Genomic DNA, 16,942 nt, shown 5'->3' on the forward strand with positions numbered 1-16,942 from the left:
GGGTTTCGGGGCGATTCTGGCCTGTCAGCCCGCTGTCGATGCGCCCGCGAACAGCGCCGCGATCCGCTCGGCCTCTGCCGCAAGACCAAAGGGCGGGTTGACCACGAACATGCCGGACCCGACCATGCCATGCCCCGCGCGCGCGGGCGGAAAGCGCGCCTCGGCACGCAGGGCGTCGGGAAAGGCCTGCTCGAGCCGCGCCAGCATGGGTGCGTGGCGGCGATCGGGCAGGATCGGATACCACAGCGCCAGAATCCCGACATTCCATTTCCGCGCCACCTCTTGCAGGAAGGCGGGGATGCGGGCGTAGTCCTCTTTCACCTCATAGCTGGGATCGACCAGCATCAGCCCCCGGCGCGGGGTCGGCGGGGCCACGGCCAGCGCCATCTGGAAGCCGTCCCGAGGATAAAGCGTCGCCCGGGGCAGGGCCGATTGCAGCGCCTGATATTCGCCCGGATGCAGCTCGGCCAGATGGATACTGTCACCCCGGCGCAGCAGGTTGGCCGCGATCAGCGGCGATCCGCCATAGGCGCCGTCGCCATGGCGGGTGCGGATCTGCGTCAGAACGCGGCGCAGCGGGTGGTCGGGAGACAGCCAGTCCTCTGCCTCGGCGCGCAGGATGCCGGCGCGGGCCTCGTCGGTCTTTTTCGCCTCTGCCGCGGTCAGGTCATACAGACCCCGCCCGGCATGGGTTTCCAGATAGCTCAGCGGCTTGGGCTTGGCGGTCAGGTAATCCAGCATCCACGCCAGCAGCGTGTGCTTGTGCAGGTCGGCCGCGTTTCCGGCGTGATAGATGTGCTGATAGGACAACATGCGGGTTTATCGCGCGCCTGCCCCGAAAAGGAAAGCGGCGGCGCCCAGGGAGGAGGGGGCGCCGCCGCATCAACGCTGGCCCAGGGAGGAGGAGGGGCCGCGTATGGGGTGCGGTGCCGGCAGGGAGGAGGACGCCTGCACCGCAAACACGGACCCCGAGGGAGGAGGAGGGGGCCGCGTATTGTCTGCGCCATTCCGGTTCGGAACGCACAGGCCGGCCCTTTGCGAAGGTCCGGCGGTCATCTGTTATGCGGCGACCCCACAGGGAGGAGGAGGCAGGGTCGCCGCAGCACCAACGAAGCAAGGGAGGAGAGAGCTTCGTTGTATTCAGCGGTGACGCCCCAAGGGAGGAGGAGGAGGGGCGTCACCTGAACCCTGACCCGAGGGAGGAGGAGGGTCGGGGATGGGAATTCTTACTTGCCCCAGGCGGCTTCGGTTGCGATCCTGGTGATCATGCTGCGATGAATGCCGAGATCGGCGAGTTCACGGTTCGACAGATGCGACAGCTCGGTCACGGTCTGGCGATAGACGGCACGACGTGCGCGGGCTTCCTGCAGGCGCATGATCATCCCCAGGATACCGGTTCCGGCGTCACGCTGGGTGCGAGCGGTTTGGTGAAGGGTGTCGGTTGCGGCCATAATACTAACTGTTCTTCTTTTTCTGGTTCATCTGGTCGGTGCGGGGTTCCGCGCCGTTGGGATAAAGATGGGGCAAATGCTGCGGGTGCACAACGCATATTCCCTCAATGCTGCCATGCGGCATCTGCAAGCCGCCCCGAAGATGAGCCGATAAGTTAACGGGTTTGTTACATAAAATTTCAGCGTTTCCGTGTTAGCGCCTGACAAATGATGGGATTTGTCGGTTGTTCGGGGCTTTGGCCGCTGTCAGATGCGGACAAATGTCGCAGTGCAGCATTTGACGCTGCGTTACACCCTTGAATCCGCAACCGGGATGGAACCCTCGATTTAGGGGCGCGGGAAAGGGTGGGACTGGGACGGCCCGCCACCGCGCTGAAGATCTGGGAGAGCATGGGAATGACTCGGAACAGGCGAATCACCGGCCCGTGATCGGGTGTGAGTCGAGGGTGTAAAACCGCTCGACGGACAACCTTGGCGGAGGGTGGGGCGGGCCTGCGGACGGTTTTGGGAAAACTGGGGATTTTGTGCCACGCTTGGCAGGAACGCTATATCTGGTGGGTCGTGCCGGAAAATTCCCCAGACCTGCGCCTGCCCACGGCGAGGTCAGCCGACGTTCACAGGATGTTCGCCGCAACTCGCCTTTAGATTGTTTTTGCCGACCCAAGAATATCCATTGCTTCCCATGAATTCCCATGCCATCAGGGGTTCACGGAGACGGGCTTCAAGGGGCGACCAAGACCCCGAAGGCGAAAAGCAGGCTTCATACAGGCACCCGCTTCCGAAAGACGATCCCGGACGTGCGAGCAGCACCTCCCCCAAGGTGGCACAAGGGATCTGCCCGCCAACGATGCGGGCCCCAGCGATGGGAACGAGGGCGGCGGATCGGGCGGTGGCAGCGGCCCGGTCCGCCTTTCTTTTCCGGTCAGGCCGGAGGGGAAAGACAGGATCGGAAAAGGGGCGGGCCCGTGGCGCGCAAGTTCAGAGGCTCGGAAGAGGTCAAGGTGGATAGCAAGGGTCGCATGTCGATCCCGGCCCGCTTTCGCCGAGTCTTCGAAGCCGGTGACCCCGATTGGAGCCCTGCCGAACGCACCCATATCGTCATCGTCTATGGCCCCGCGGACTGGAAGCGGCTGGAGATTTACACCGTCGCCGCCACCGAGCGCATCGACGCCGAGATCGACCAGCTTCCCCGCGCGACCTTCCAGCGGCAGTGGCTTGAAACCCTGATGAACGGTCACGCCACCGACGCCGAGATCGACACCGAGGGCCGCCTGGTCCTGCCGCAGAAGCTGCGCGACAAGATCGGCCTGCAGAACGAGGCGTTTCTGACCTCGAAAGGCGATTACATCGAGGTTTGGAGCCCGGACAACTATTCCGAGGCCAGCGGCTCGCTGCAGGACTTCATGTCGCAATATCCCCCGGATTTCGACCCGCGCAGCTTCCTTGGCCAGCCGATCGCGCCAGAGCAGGGCAAGGTCTAGGCCATGCCCGCAGCCGATCCCAATGCCCCGCATCTTCCGGTCCTGATCGACCCGCTGATCCGCGCCGTCGGGCCGGTGGGCGGCGTCTGGGTCGATGGCACCTTCGGCGCGGGCGGCTATGCCCGCCGGCTGCTGGATGCGGGGGCCGCGCAGGTCATCGGCATCGACCGCGATCCCAGCGTGTTTCGCATGGCTGAAGACTGGGCCGGCGCCTATGGCGACCAGCTGCGACTGGTCGAGGGGCGGTTTTCGGACCTTGACGCGCTGGCCGGCCAGCCGGTCGACGGGGTGGTGCTGGATCTGGGCGTCAGCTCGATGCAGCTCGATCAGGCAGAGCGGGGGTTCTCCTTCCTGCGCGACGGGCCGCTGGACATGCGGATGGGCGAGACCGGCCCGACCGCCGCCGAACTGCTGGACGCCGCGACCGAGGCGCAGATCGCCGATGTGCTGTATCACTTCGGCGAGGAACGCGCCGCCCGCCGCATCGCGCGGGCCATCGTCGCCGCGCGCCCGCTGGACACCACGGCTCAACTGGCCGAGGTGGTGGCCAGCCAGCTTCCCCGTCCCAAGCCGGGGCAGAGCCACCCCGCGACGCGCAGCTTTCAGGCCATCCGCATCTGGGTGAACGACGAATTCGGCGAGCTGGCACAGGGTCTCGCCGCTGCCGAACGCGCGCTGAAACCGGGCGGCAAGCTTGCCGTGGTCAGCTTTCACTCGCTGGAAGACCGGGTGGTGAAACGCTTTCTGCAATCGCGGGCGGCGACGGCGGGGGGCGGTTCGCGCCACGCGCCGGTGGCCGAGATGGACCCGCCAACCTTCACCCTGCCGTTCCGCCGCGCCATCGGCGCCGACGAGGCGGAACTGGCCGTCAACCCGCGCTCGCGCAGCGCCTTTCTGCGCGTCGGCATCCGCACCGACGCCCCCGCCCGGCCCATCGACGGCGACAGCCTGGCCCTGCCGCGCCTGCCGCAAAAGGGGGTGGGGCGATGAAATCGCTGTTCTACCTGCTGGTCGCGATGACGGTCATGTCGCTGGCCTTCTGGGCCTATCGCGAGAACTATCGCACCCAGGACGCGCTGAGCGAGATGGAGGCGGTGCAGCGCGACATCGCCGGTCTGCGCGAAGAGCTGTTCGTGCTGCGCGCGGAATGGGCCTATCTGAACCGGCCCGAGCGTCTGCGCGAGCTGGTCGGGCTGAACGCCGAGCGCCTGAATCTTAACCCCATCACCGGCGAGCAATTCGTCGGCGCCGCCAAGATCCCCTATCCGCCACCGCCCGTCCGCCACCCGCCCCGCCGCCCCGACGACTTCGTGCCGCCCACCGACGGCGCGATCACCGATCAGGACCCTACCCCGTCCGAACAGGAGCCTCAGTGATGATCCGCAAGCCGCTTCGTCCCCTTGCCCGTATCCTGCGCGCCCGCGAAACCGGGCAGGACCCCGACGCCATCGAGGCCGAGAACCGCGCCGAACGTCAGGCCGCCATTCAGGACCGCGCCCGCAAGCGCGCCGAAGGGCGGCTGCTGTTCATGGCGATGGGCTTCATCTTCGCCTTTGCGCTGGTGGGGCTGCGGATGGGGGCGCTGGCCGCGTCCGAACCGGCCGAGCCGCGCGCCCATGCCAGCGGCACCCAGATCCTCAGCCAGCGGGCCGACATCACCGACCGGCGCGGGCGGGTGCTGGCGACGAACATGCTGACCCACTCGCTTTACGCGCAGCCCAACCAGATGGTCGATGGCGCGGGCGCGGCCGAGGCGCTGGCGCGGATCTTCCCCGATCTCGACGGGGCGCGGCTGAAGAAGGATTTCACCGATCCGGCCCGCAAGTTCCTGTGGGTCAAGAAGAAACTCAGCCCCGAACAGATGCAGGCGGTTCATGACATCGGAGAGCCGGGGCTGCTGTTCGGCCCGCGCGAGATGCGGCTTTATCCCAACGGCCATATCGCCAGCCACATCCTGGGCGGGTCGGCCTTTGGCGCCGAGGGCGTCAACAGCGCCGAGGTGATCGGGACCGCGGGCGTGGAGAAAGCCTTTGACGGCTGGCTGCGCAACCCGGCGAATGAAGGCGCGCCGCTGACGCTGTCCATCGACCTGACCGCCCAGACCGCGATGGAAGAGGTGCTGTCCGCCGGCAAGCGCCGCATGAACGCCAAGGGTGCCGCCGGCGTCCTGCTGGAAATCGAGACCGGCGAGATCGTCGCCATGGCGAGCCTGCCCGATTTCGACCCCAACGACCGCCCGCGCCCGGCGCTCAAGGGCGATCCCTCTGACAGCCCGCTGTTCAACCGCGCGGTGCAGGGGCAGTATGAACTCGGCTCGACCTTCAAGATCTTCCCGGTCGCGCAGGCGATGGACCTGAAGCTGGTCAACCCCAACACCCATATCAACACCACCACGCCGATGAAGATCGGCAAATACTCGATCCGCGATTACCACAATTACGGCGCCAGCCTGTCCGTGTCGGACATCATCGTGAAATCCTCGAACGTCGGCACGGTGCGGATCGCGCAGATGATCGGGGTCGAGCGGCAAAAGGCGTTTCTGGAACGTCTGGGCCTGTTCGACCCGACCCCGGTCGAGATGGTCGAGGCATCGACCGGGCGGCCCATCGTGCCGCAGCGCTGGCCCGCGGTGACGGCGGCCACGGTCAGCTTCGGCCACGGTCTCGCGGCCAGCCCGCTGCATCTGGCGGCGGCCTATGCGACGCTGGCCAATGGCGGCCACAAGGTCACGCCGACGCTGGTCCACGGCAAAAGCCGCGCCCGGGGCGAGCGTGTGGTGTCGGAACAGGCCGCCAAGCTGGCGCTGTCCATGTTGCGCGAGGTGGTGCTGCGCGGCACCGCGCGGGCGGGCAATGTCGAGGGCTATCAGGTCGCCGGCAAGACCGGCACCGCCGACAAGCCGCGTCCGGGCGGCGGGTATTACCAGAACAAGGTGGTCGCGAACTTTGCCGCCGTCTTCCCCTATGACGCGCCGAAATATGTGCTGGTCGTGACGCTGGACGAACCCAGCATCAATGCCGGCGGCGGCGAAAGCCGCGTGGCCGGTCTGACCGCCGTGCCGGTCGCCGCCGATGTGATCCGCCGCCTCGCGCCGGTGCTGGGCGTGCGTCCGGTCGATGACAAACCGCTGCCGGACATTGATGCGCCCCCGAAAAGCAGGCTAAAGGTCGCCGCGAACGACTGACGGAGCAAACATGACCGAGGCTGTCAAACCGCTGTCCCGCTTGGGGCTGGGCGCAATCGGCGGGCGCGACCCTGACATCACCGGCATCTCGGTCGACAGCCGGACGGTGCGGCCGGGGCATCTGTTCGCGGCGCTGCCCGGCTCGGCCCTGCATGGCGGCGAGTTCATCCAGTATGCGCTGCGCATGGACGCGGCGGCGGTGCTGACCGATGCCGCCGGGGCCGCGCTGGCCGCCGATGTGCTGCGCGGCTGGCCCGGCGCGCTGATCGTGGCCGAAGACCCGCGTCAGGCGCTGGCCGGCGCGGCGGCGCTGTTCTATGAACGCCAGCCCGAGAAGGTGGTGGCGGTGACCGGCACCTCGGGCAAGACCTCGGTCGCGACCTTCACCCGCCAGATCTGGCAGACGCTGGGGCATCAGGCGATCAGCCTCGGCACCATGGGGGTCGAGGGCGATTACGAGGCGCGGCTGGCCCACACCACCCCAGAACCCGTCACCCTGCACCGCATCCTTGCCGCCGCCGCGCAGGCGGGCGTCACCCATGCCGCGATGGAGGCGTCGTCCCACGGCCTCGATCAGCGGCGGCTGGACGGGGTCCGGGTCATGGCGGCGGCCTTTACGAATTTCAGCCAGGACCATCTGGATTATCACGCGGGCTTCGACGAATATTTCGCCGCCAAGGCGCTGCTCTTTACCCATATCCTGTCGGCGGGCGATGCCGCTATCATCAACGTCGACGGCGAACGCGGCCGCCAGATGGCCGATATCGCGCGCGAGGCGGAACTGCTGGTCACCACCATCGGCACCGATGCCGCCTGCGATTTCCGCATCCTCGCCCAGCGCTATGACGCGACCGGGCAAGAGCTGCGCTTTGCCCATGCCGGGCAGTCGCATCTGATCCGGCTGAACCTGATCGGCGGCTTTCAGGCGGAAAACGTGCTGGCGGCGGCGGGGCTGGCGATGGCCGCGGGCGATCAGGCGGGGCCGGTGATCGCGGCGCTGCCTTCGCTGCAGACGGTGCGCGGGCGGATGCAGCTTGTGGCGCAGCGGGCCAACGGCGCGGCGGTGTTCGTCGATTACGCCCACAAGCCCGGCGCGGTGATCGCGGCGCTGCAATCGCTGCGTCCGCATGTCATGGGGCGCATCATCGTGGTGCTGGGCGCGGGCGGCGACCGCGACCGGGGCAAGCGTCCGCTGATGGGGCAGGCGGCGCGCGAGAATGCGGATCTGGTCTATGTCACCGACGACAACCCCCGCACCGAGGACCCGGCCGCGATCCGGGCCGAGGTCATGGCCGGCGCCGGTCCCGAGGCGATCGAGGTCGGCGACCGGGCCGAGGCGATCCTGCGCGCGGTCGATTCGCTGGAACCGGGCGACGCGCTGCTGATCGCGGGCAAGGGTCACGAGACCGGGCAGATCATCGGCGGCGACGTGTTTCCCTTTGACGATGCCGAACAGGCCTCGGTCGCGGTCGCGGCGCTGGACGGCAAGATCTGATGCCGCTCTGGATCGACAGCGAGGCCGGGCGGGCGACCGGCGGACGCAGCACCGGGCCGTGGCAGGCCCACGGCGTCAGCATCGACACGCGGACCATCCAGCCCGGCGATCTGTTCGTGGCGCTGCAGGCGGCGCGGGACGGGCATGATTTCGTGGCCCAGGCGCTGGCCAAGGGCGCGGCGGCCGCGCTCGTCAGCCGGGTGCCGGACGACGTGGCCCCCGACGCGCCGCTGCTGATCGTCGATGACGTTCTGGCGGGGTTGCAGGCGCTGGGTCAGGCCGGGCGGGCGCGCATGACGGGCAAGGTGATCGCGGTCACCGGCTCGGTCGGCAAGACCTCGACCAAGGAAATGTTCCGCAGCGCCCTGTCCGGGCAGGGCCGCATCCACGCCGCCGAGGCGTCCTATAACAACCATTGGGGCGTGCCGCTGACGCTGGCGCGGATGCCCGCCGACACCGACCATGCGGTGATCGAGATCGGCATGAGCAACCCCGGCGAGATCGCGCCGCTTGCCGTGCTCGCTCGCCCCGACGCCGCGTTGATCACCACCATCGCCCCGGCCCATATCGGCGCCTTTGACGGTCTGGACGGGATCGCGCATGAAAAAGCCGCGATCTTTCAGGGGCTCGTGCCCGGCGGCGCGGCGATAATTCCGACCGGGCTGACGACGACGCCGATCCTGCTGGATGCCGCGCAGGCGGCGGGCGCGCGTGTGTTGGGCTTCGGGACCGAGGGCGACGCGGCGCTGGTCGCCTCTGACCCGCGGAGCATGGACACCGGCGAGGTGCTTGAGGTGCAGGGCCGGATCGACGGCCGCTACCTGCGATTCACCCTGCGCTCGGTCGGGCCGCATTTTGCGCTCAACGCCATTGGCGTTCTGGCGACGCTGTCGGCGCTTGGCGCGGATCTGGAACTCGCGGCCGAACGCTTGGCCAACTGGACGCCCCCCGCCGGGCGCGGCGCGGTCGAGGCGTTGGGCGCGCTGCGGCTGATCGACGACGCCTTCAACGCCAACCCGGCCTCGATGCGGGCCGGGCTGGGGACGCTGGCCCGGCTGACCGGGACGCGGCGGGTGGCCATTCTGGGCGACATGCTGGAACTGGGGCAGGGCGAGGTGCAGGCCCATGCCGATCTTGCCCGCGATCCCGCCATGGCGCGGATCGACCTGGTCCATTGCGCCGGGCCGTTGATGCGGCATCTGCATGACGCGCTGCCGCCCGAAAAGCGCGGGCTGTGGTCACAATCCGCCGATGGGCTGACCGACCGACTGGACGAGATGCTTCGTCCCGGCGATACGGTGCTGGTCAAGGGGTCCAAGGGGTCGCATGTCAGCCGCGTGGTGGACGCGCTGCGAAACACCGGGAATATGGCCCGCTTCACGGGGACATGACGCATGCTATACTGGCTATATGAACTGACCGGCGGGCAGGGTCCGTTCAACCTGTTTCGCTATATCACCTTTCGCGCGGGGGCGGCGTTCTTCACGGCGCTGATCTTTGCCTTCCTGTTCGGCCGGCCGCTGATCGCCTATCTGCGGCGGGTTCAGAAAAAGGGCCAGCCGATCCGCGATGACGGCCCAGAGGGGCATTTCGTCAAGGCCGGCACCCCCACCATGGGCGGCATCCTGATCCTGTCGGCCCTGCTGGCCGGGACGCTGCTGTGGGCGCGGCTGTCGAACCCCTATGTCTGGATCGTGCTGATGGTCACCTATGGCTATGCCGCGATCGGCTTTGCGGATGACTATGCCAAGGTCTCCAAGCACAACACCAACGGCGTCTCGGGGCGCATCCGCATGGGGCTGGGGCTGCTGCTGGCGCTGATCGCCTCGGCCTGGACGATGTATCTGCATCCTCCGGCGCTGTCGGGGCAGCTGGCGTTTCCGGTGTTCAAGGACGCGCTGCTGAACCTGTCGCTGTTCTTCATCCCCTTTGCCATGATCGTGATCGTGGGCGCGGCCAATGCGGTGAACCTGACCGACGGGCTGGACGGGCTGGCGATCATGCCGGTGATGATCGCGACCGCGACCTTCGGCGTCATCGCCTATATGGTCGGCAACGCCAATTTCGCCGATTATCTAGGCCTGCATGGTGTGCCGGGGACGGGCGAGCTGGTGATCTTTGTCGCGGCCCTGATCGGGGGCGGGCTGGGGTTTCTGTGGTATAACGCTCCGCCGGCCGCCGTCTTCATGGGCGACACCGGCAGCCTGGCCCTTGGCGGCGCCTTGGGTGCCATCGCCGTGGTCACCAAGCACGAGATCGTGCTGGCCATCGTCGGCGGGCTGTTCGTGGTCGAGGCGCTGTCGGTCATCATCCAGGTGCTCTACTTCAAGCGCACCGGCAAGCGGGTCTTCCTGATGGCCCCGATCCACCACCATTTCGAGAAGAAGGGCTGGAAGGAAAGCCAGATCGTCATCCGCTTCTGGATCATCGCCCTTGTGCTGGCCCTGATCGGGCTGTCGACGCTGAAGCTGCGCTAGCCCCCTGTCCGACCTGCTGAAAGGTATCCCCACATGATCCCCGTACAAGGCGTCAACGGCCAGACCATCGCGGTTCTGGGGCTGGGCAGGTCCGGGCGCGCCACGGCGGCGGCGCTGGCGGCGGGCGGGGCGCGGGTGGTCGTCTGGGATGACGGCCACGACGCCCGGCTGAATGCCGAGGCCGAGGGGCTGGAACTGCGCGACCTGACCGGCGCGGCGGGCTGGGACGACATCGCGGCGCTGATCACCTCGCCCGGAATCCCGCATCTCTATCCGCATCCGAACCCGGTGATCGCGGCGGCGCTGCAGCGCGGGATTCCGGTGGATAACGATATCGGCCTGTTCTTCCGCAGCTTCGCCACCCCGGAGTGGCAGGATTTCGATGTGACGCCGCGGGTGATCGCGGTCACCGGCTCGAACGGGAAATCCACCACCACGGCGCTGATCCACCATGTGCTCGACAGCGCCGGGCGGCCCTGCCAGATGGGCGGGAATATCGGGACCGGGGTGCTGTCGCTCGACCCCGCGCAGGATGGCGAGGTGGTGGTGATCGAGCTGTCATCCTATCAGACCGAGCTTGCGCGCGCGCTGACGCCGGATGTGGCGGTGTTCACCAACCTCTCGCCCGACCATCTGGACCGCCACGGCGGCCCCGGCGGCTATTTCGCGGCCAAGCGGCGGCTGTTTTCCGAAGGCGGGCCGGATCGCTGCGTCATCGGCGTGGACGAGGTCGAGGGGCGGTTTTTGGCCAACCAGATGGGGCAGGGGCCGGGCGATGACCGCGTCATCCGCATCTCGTCGGGGCAGAAGCTGGACGGCTTCGGCTGGTCGGTCTTTGCCCGCAAGGGGTTCCTGACCGAGACCCGCAAGGGGCGGCAGATGGCCTCGGTCGATCTGCGCCAGATCGCGGGGCTGCCGGGGGCGCATAACCACCAGAACGCCTGCGCGGCCTGGGCGGCATGCCGGGGCGTGGGCCTGGCCCCGCGCCAGATCGAGGCGGGCTTTCGCACCTTCGCCGGGCTGCCGCATCGCAGCCAGACGGTGCGAGAGCTGAACGGCGTGCGCTATGTCAATGACAGCAAGGCCACCAATGTCGACGCCGCACGGCAGGCGCTGCAGGCGTTCACGCGCATCCGCTGGATCGCCGGGGGTCTCGGCAAGGAAGGCGGGCTGACCGATCTGGCCGGGCAGATGGGGAATGTCGTCAAGGCCTATCTGATCGGCCATTCGGCCCGCGAGTTCGCCCTGCAACTGGGCGCCATCCCGCATGAGGTGGTCGAGACCATGGCCGAGGCCGTCGCCCGCGCCCATGCCGAGGCGGAACCGGGTGAGACCGTGCTGCTGGCCCCCGCCGCTGCCAGCTTTGACCAGTATCCCGATTTCGAGAAGCGGGGCGATGATTTCGTCGCGCGGGTCAACACGCTGTAGGGGATTGGCGGGATCGGCCTCGCCCGAGGGTGTGACCATGCGGCCGCTAGCCCTACCGGACGCCTTTACCACCAGCCCCGCAGGTCAGGGCGCGTCAGGTGACAGGAACTGCGCCGAGATGAAGCCGCGTCGCCCCTGGGCGTCCCTGATTTCGACCCAATCGCCGTCGAGCGGGCCAAGCGGCGTCACCTCGGCCCCGCGCCGCAGGGCACCTATCACGCTGTCCGAGGTCGAGGGACCGGCGCGGAAATTGACCGAATTGCCGGTGACATAAAGCGTGTCGCCCGGTTCGGCGGCGCTGGCCTCGGCCAGAGGCTCGGGCGCGGGCGTGTCGGCATATTGCGGCGACGGGCGCAGGGGCGGGCCCGGCATGTCGGGCTGATCGGCCTCGGTCGTGGTTGGGGCGTCGGGGGCGGTGCCGGGCACGATCCCGGCCTGACCTTCCGGGTCCACCTCATCGCGCAGCAGCTCGGGCGCGGGTTCGGGCGTCTCGGCTGGCGCCGCGCTGGCGGGCGTGGGTGGCGCCGCGCTGGGGGGCGTCGGCGGCGCGACGGTGGCGCGGGTCGGTTCGGGCGCATCGCCGGTCACGGCCAGCACGGCCATGATGACCAGAAACGCGGCCGCGGTCAGGATTATCAGTCGGATCATGTCGCCCCGTGGCTCGCCCTGTGGTCGGTTTCGTCCGGCCGTTGCCAGGACCTGCAACCAAGGGAACGCCGCCGGTGCGTGGCTGTTCCCGATCATCTGCCCCGTCGCCGCTTTCCGGCCCCGGCAATTTCCGCCGGCGCAATTTTTACCGCTGGACCGGGGCGCGGGCAGGGCCTAAGTCCGGTGCCATGTCAGACGATCCCATTCCCGAGCCGACCGAAAACCTCAGCCTCGAACCGCTGTCGCGCGCCATCGGCGAGCGCTACCTGACCTATGCGCTGTCGACGATCATGAACCGCGCGCTGCCCGATGCGCGCGACGGGTTGAAGCCGGTGCATCGCCGGATCCTTTACGCCATGCGGGAATTGCGGCTGGCGCCGAATGGCCCGTTCCGAAAATCGGCCAAGATCTCGGGCGATGTGATGGGGAATTATCACCCGCATGGCGATTCCGCGATTTATGACGCCATGGCGCGGCTCGCGCAGGATTTCGCGATGCGCTATCCGCTGGTCGACGGGCAGGGCAATTTCGGCAATATCGACGGCGACAGCCCCGCCGCCCCCCGCTATACCGAGGCCCGGCTTGCCAGCCCCGGCGAGGCGCTGATGGTCGGTCTGGCCGAGGACTCGGTCGAGTTCCGGCCCAATTACGACGGCACGCTGACCGAACCTGTGGTGCTGCCGGCGGCGTTTCCGAACCTGCTCTGCAATGGCTCGTCGGGGATCGCGGTCGGCATGGCGACCAACATCCCGCCCCATAACCTGCACGAGGTCGTGGACGCCTGCCTGCATCTGATCAAGACCCCCGACGCGCGGGACGAGACGCTGCTGAACTTTGTCCAGGGCCCCGATTTCCCCACCGGCGGCGTGCTGGTCGAGGATGCCGAGACGCTGCGCGAGGTCTATCGCACCGGGCGCGGCAGCCTGCGCCTGCGCGCGCGCTGGCAGCAAGAGGATCTGGGCCGCGGCACCTGGCAGATCGTCGTCACCGAAATCCCCTATCAGGTGCAGAAATCGCGCCTGATCGAGCGGCTGGCCGAGCTGATCCAGACCCGCAAGCTGCCGGTGCTGGCCGATGTCCGCGACGAATCCGCCGAGGATGTGCGGATCGTGCTAGAACCGCGCACCCGCAGCGTCGATCCGGCGCAGCTGATGGGGGCGCTGTTCAAGGCGTCCGATCTGGAAATCCGCTTCGGCGTCAACATGAACGTGCTGCTCGACGGGCGGGTGCCCAAGGTGTGCTCGCTGAAAGAGATGCTGCGCGCCTTTCTGGACCACCGACGCGACGTGCTGCTGCGCCGCTCGCAGTTCCGGCTGGGCAAGATCGCCAGCCGGCTCGAGGTGCTGGACGGCTATATCATCGCCTTCCTGAACCTCGACCGGGTGATCGAGATCATCCGCTATGACGACGACCCCAAGGCCGGGCTGCTGGCCGAGGACTGGGCCGCGCCCGGCGATCCCGCCCCGGTCCACCTGACCGAAGTGCAGGCCGAGGCGATCCTGAACATGCGCCTGCGCGCCCTGCGCCGGCTGGAAGAGATCGAGCTGCGCGCCGAACGCGACGCGCTGCTGGCCGAGCAGTCAGAGCTTGTCGCGCTGGTCGCCGATGAGGGGCTGCAATGGACCCGGATCAAGGAAGAGCTGCGCGAGGTCCGCGACCGCTTCGGCAAATCCGCCCCCGGCGGGGCGCGGCGGACCGATATCTCGGCCCGCGTCGATGTGCAGCCGCTGGACATGGATTCGATGATCGAGCGCGAGCCGGTGACGGTGATCCTGTCGCAGATGGGCTGGATTCGGGCGCTGAAGGGCCATCAGCCGCTGGATGCCGAGGTCAAGTTCCGCGACGGCGACGGCCCCTTCATGTCGCTGCATGCCGAGACGACGGACAAGCTGATGCTCTTCGGCTCGAACGGGCGGTTCTATACGCTCAACGCCCATGAACTGCCCGGCGGCAGGGGTCTGGGCGAGCCGGTCCGGCTGCTGGTCGATCTGCCCAATGACGCCGCCATCGTCGATCTGTTCCCGTGGCGCGAGGGGCGGAAATACCTGATCGCCTCGCGCCCCGGCGACGGGTTCATCGTCAATGCAGGCGATATTCTGGCGCAGACCAAATCCGGCAAGCAGGTTCTGAACGGCGAGGCGCTGCTGTGCCGCAAGGTCGAGGGCGACCACGTCGCCTGCGTGGGCCAGAACCGCAAGATGCTGGTCTTTGCCCTGTCCGAGCTGCCCGAAATGGCGCGCGGCAAGGGCGTGCGGCTGCAAAAATTCAAGGATGGCGGGCTGTCGGATGCCGTCTGCCTGACGCTGGCCGAGGGGCTGCGCTGGCGCGAATCCGGTGGGCGCACGCGGACCGAGCCGGACCTGACCGAATGGCTGGGCAAGCGCGCCACCGCTGGCCGCATGGCGCCGCGCGGTTTCCCCCGCGACAACCGCTTCGATCCGGTCTAGGGCGCGGTGTAGCCAAGGCATCCGCGATCTGAAACGCAGCAAAGCCGAGCCTGACAGCGCGGCTTTGCGGTTCGCTCAACGTTCGTCGCGGCGACGCACCAGCTTGGCGCCGGTCAGCATCGGGCGCACCAGATCCTCGCGCTTCCACCAGCGGTAAAAGGCGATGATCCCGACATGCAGGACGGTCAGGATCAGGATCGCCAGCGCGCCCAGATGATGCCAACCCACTGCGGCCCGACTGGTCGAGCGGCTGACCTCGGACGCGAGGGGGCCGACATTGATATAGTCGTCGGGGTCCGAGACCAGCCCCGTCGCGGCCTGCAGGATCAGCACCGCCAGCATCGCGATCACCGACAGCGCACCAAGCGGGTTGTGGCCTGGCCAGTAGCTGGGCTCGCGGCGGAACATGTGGCCCAGATAGGACCGCACCGCCCCCGGCCCGCGAATGAAGCTGGTAAAGCGGGCATGGCGCGGCCCGACCAGACCCCAGATCAGCCGGAACACCACCAGCCCGATGATCGCGTAGCCGAACCAGAAATGCAGCCACATGTTCGCCGGGCCGAATTTGCCCAGCAACCATGTGGTGACGACGCAGAAGGCGAGCAGCCAGTGGAACGTCCGTAGCAGCGGGTCCCAGACCGGCTGAACCTCGACCCCTGCGGGCAGATCGGGGTCAGGCCGGGTCATTTCTTGCGGTAGTTGTCGTGGCAGGCCTTGCACGCGCCGCCAAGCTGCTGGACCACCGGCCCGACATTCTGCTGGCCGCCCTTGACCGCCTCGCCCACGCCGACGGCGGCCTGCTGCAGGCCAGCGAATTTTTCCTTCACGCCGTCCAGATCGTCCCAGATCTTGGGCAGCGCGCCGGTGTTTTCCATGTCATCGGTCGAGGTGCCGGGCACGAAATGGATGGGCAGGTAATAGCGGGTCAGGGATTCGATGTTCGAGGCGTGCAACACAGCGGTCGCCTCGTCATAGGGCATGTCGCCCTTGGCCATCGCGGCCAGCGGACCCATGTTCAGCGACAGCATTTCAAAGAACCCCTGCCGCGCCTTGACGTTCAGTTCTTCGGGCGTCGGATCGGCGAAAGCGGTCGCGGGGATAAGGGGAACGGCGGCAAGAAGGCTGGCGAGAATAAGCTTGCGCATGTCTGTCTCCGGTCGATGAAAGGGCACCGCAGGCTGTGCGGCATGGCTGCCTGCGCAGACTGCGGTCCCTTGGCCGTGACGTCAACCATACAGGTTCTGCGCGCCCACCTGTTCATGGATGCCGTTGACCGACTGCTTGGGCAGGCCAAGCGCCTGCGCCAGCTTGTGCAGATATTGCGCCTCTTCCGCGCTGTCGAAGTCGATGGCCAGCAGCGACATCAGATAGACCTGCGCTTCCAGCCCCTTGGGGACATCGCGAGCCAGTGCCTCGGCATCGACCGGGGCGGCCATCTGCTCGCGGATGAAGCTGCGTTCCTGGTCGTCAAGATCGCCCAGTTCCGACATCAGGCGCTGCCGCTCGGCGTCGTCAATCTTGCCGTCGGCCTTGGCGGCCTGGATCATCGCCCGCAGCATCAGCCCGGCCACGGCGTTCTGTTCGGGCGTGGGCGCGACCTCGGGCTCTCCGCCCCGGGTCAGCGAATCGTTCAGCAATTCGCCAAAGGACGCGTCGTTGCTGGCCTGCGCGCCCTTGCTGGCCAGCGTTCCGCCAGCCGCGCCACCCAGCAGCCCGCCCAGCAGATCGCCCAGTCCGCCCGAGGACTGCCCGGCCTGGCTTGTCTTGGTCCCGCCGCGAAGCTGGTCGAGGATCGAGCCGAGCCCGCCGCCGCCCGACTGCCCGCGCGCGCTGTTGGTCAGTTGGTCGAGAATGCCGCCCAGACCGCCGCTGGCGCCCGCCGAGTTCGGCCCGCCGTAAGGGCGCCCGGTGCCGGCGCCGCGCGTTGTGCCGCCGGTGTTCGAGCCGCCGCCCAGCACCTGCCCCAGAATGTCGCCGATCCCGCCGCCCGAGCCTGTACCGCCTGAGCCTGTACCGCCCGAGCCTGTGCCGCCGCTGCGGCCCTGCGTCGCCTGCCGGATCTGGTCCAGCAGACCGCCGCCGCCGCGGGTATCGGTCCGGGTGTCGGGGCGTTGCTGGCGGTTCTTCATCATCTCGCTCATGCCCTTGGCGACAAGGACGCCGGCCGCGACGCGGGCCAGGGATTTCATCAAGCTCATCTGTTCGGCCTTCCGTTCAAAATGCGCCGCCATCGGGGGCGGCGCGGGTCCAGCAGGGAACGTGTCGCAGCGGTCGCGGTTCCGCCGCGGGCACATTTGGCCAACCCCTCCGGCTGCCCTTGATTTTTACCGA

The 16,942-nt window shown here is 67.9% G+C and carries 15 protein-coding genes; 9 read left to right on the top strand and 6 right to left on the bottom strand.

Going from position 1 to position 16,942, the window contains the following annotated elements; all coding sequences use genetic code 11:
- Window positions 1-24: 24 nt before the first annotated feature.
- Both CYR75_RS02000 and CYR75_RS02005 read right to left on the bottom strand, forming a co-directional pair.
- A complete protein-coding gene (locus CYR75_RS02000) occupies window positions 25-813 on the bottom strand; it encodes a 23S rRNA (adenine(2030)-N(6))-methyltransferase RlmJ (RefSeq protein ID WP_101498611.1) in 789 nt (262 codons plus the stop codon).
- Between the two features lie 413 nt (window positions 814-1,226).
- The gene (locus CYR75_RS02005; RefSeq protein WP_376780373.1) at window positions 1,227-1,451 is read right to left on the bottom strand and encodes a DUF1127 domain-containing protein; all 225 of its coding nucleotides are present in this window, start codon (window positions 1,449-1,451) and stop codon (window positions 1,227-1,229) included.
- 965 nt (window positions 1,452-2,416) lie between these two features.
- Between CYR75_RS02005 and mraZ the strand changes: the two genes are divergently transcribed.
- Genes mraZ through murD form a run of 8 tightly spaced genes read left to right on the top strand, consistent with a single transcriptional unit; the run spans window position 2,417 to window position 11,516 of the window.
- Window positions 2,417-2,932, top strand: coding sequence for a division/cell wall cluster transcriptional repressor MraZ (gene mraZ / locus CYR75_RS02010; protein ID WP_158644554.1), 516 nt, complete (start codon window positions 2,417-2,419; stop codon window positions 2,930-2,932).
- A 3-nt stretch (window positions 2,933-2,935) separates the two neighbouring features.
- A complete protein-coding gene (rsmH, locus tag CYR75_RS02015) occupies window positions 2,936-3,922 on the top strand; it encodes a 16S rRNA (cytosine(1402)-N(4))-methyltransferase RsmH (RefSeq protein ID WP_101498613.1) in 987 nt (328 codons plus the stop codon).
- Window positions 3,919-4,308 (top strand): cell division protein FtsL, encoded by a 390-nt coding sequence (gene ftsL, locus CYR75_RS02020; RefSeq protein WP_101498614.1) that lies wholly within the window; start codon window positions 3,919-3,921, stop codon window positions 4,306-4,308. The genes rsmH and ftsL overlap by 4 nt, the downstream gene beginning before the upstream one ends.
- On the top strand, window positions 4,308-6,116 hold the full coding sequence (locus tag CYR75_RS02025; protein WP_101498615.1) for a peptidoglycan D,D-transpeptidase FtsI family protein: 1,809 nt from the start codon (window positions 4,308-4,310) through the stop codon (window positions 6,114-6,116). Before ftsL ends, CYR75_RS02025 begins: the two co-directional genes overlap by 1 nt.
- 10 nt (window positions 6,117-6,126) lie before the next feature.
- A complete protein-coding gene (locus CYR75_RS02030; protein WP_101498616.1) occupies window positions 6,127-7,611 on the top strand; it encodes a UDP-N-acetylmuramoyl-L-alanyl-D-glutamate--2,6-diaminopimelate ligase in 1,485 nt (494 codons plus the stop codon).
- Window positions 7,611-9,002 (top strand): UDP-N-acetylmuramoyl-tripeptide--D-alanyl-D-alanine ligase, encoded by a 1,392-nt coding sequence (locus CYR75_RS02035; RefSeq protein ID WP_101498617.1) that lies wholly within the window; start codon window positions 7,611-7,613, stop codon window positions 9,000-9,002. The genes CYR75_RS02030 and CYR75_RS02035 overlap by 1 nt, the downstream gene beginning before the upstream one ends.
- A gap of 3 nt (window positions 9,003-9,005) precedes the next feature.
- Window positions 9,006-10,088: a phospho-N-acetylmuramoyl-pentapeptide-transferase gene (gene mraY / locus CYR75_RS02040; RefSeq protein WP_101498618.1), complete on the top strand. Its 1,083-nt coding sequence runs from the start codon at window positions 9,006-9,008 to the stop codon at window positions 10,086-10,088.
- A 33-nt stretch (window positions 10,089-10,121) separates the two neighbouring features.
- Entirely contained in the window at window positions 10,122-11,516 is a 1,395-nt protein-coding gene (gene murD / locus CYR75_RS02045) for a UDP-N-acetylmuramoyl-L-alanine--D-glutamate ligase (protein WP_101498619.1), read from the top strand.
- 84 nt (window positions 11,517-11,600) lie between these two features.
- Here the strand turns inward: murD and CYR75_RS02050 are convergent, their stop codons facing one another.
- Entirely contained in the window at window positions 11,601-12,164 is a 564-nt protein-coding gene (locus CYR75_RS02050; RefSeq protein ID WP_101498620.1) for an SH3 domain-containing protein, read from the bottom strand.
- Between the two features lie 188 nt (window positions 12,165-12,352).
- Here CYR75_RS02050 and parC point away from each other — a divergent pair, with 188 nt between their 5' ends.
- Complete coding sequence (gene parC, locus CYR75_RS02055) at window positions 12,353-14,611, top strand: DNA topoisomerase IV subunit A (protein WP_101498621.1); 2,259 nt, start codon at window positions 12,353-12,355, stop codon at window positions 14,609-14,611.
- A gap of 75 nt (window positions 14,612-14,686) precedes the next feature.
- Here parC and CYR75_RS02060 read toward each other — a convergent pair whose 3' ends face one another.
- The 3 genes from CYR75_RS02060 to CYR75_RS02070 form a co-directional block, all read right to left on the bottom strand.
- Window positions 14,687-15,298, bottom strand: a complete 612-nt coding sequence (locus CYR75_RS02060; protein ID WP_101498622.1) for a cytochrome b/b6 domain-containing protein — start codon at window positions 15,296-15,298, stop codon at window positions 14,687-14,689.
- Complete coding sequence (locus CYR75_RS02065; RefSeq protein WP_101498623.1) at window positions 15,295-15,756, bottom strand: c-type cytochrome; 462 nt, start codon at window positions 15,754-15,756, stop codon at window positions 15,295-15,297. Before CYR75_RS02065 ends, CYR75_RS02060 begins: the two co-directional genes overlap by 4 nt.
- An 81-nt stretch (window positions 15,757-15,837) precedes the next feature.
- On the bottom strand, window positions 15,838-16,809 hold the full coding sequence (locus tag CYR75_RS02070; RefSeq protein ID WP_101500818.1) for a tellurite resistance TerB family protein: 972 nt from the start codon (window positions 16,807-16,809) through the stop codon (window positions 15,838-15,840).
- Window positions 16,810-16,942 lie beyond the last annotated feature (133 nt).

This window comes from Paracoccus jeotgali (genome assembly GCF_002865605.1).
GTDB classification, from domain to species: domain Bacteria; phylum Pseudomonadota; class Alphaproteobacteria; order Rhodobacterales; family Rhodobacteraceae; genus Paracoccus; species Paracoccus jeotgali.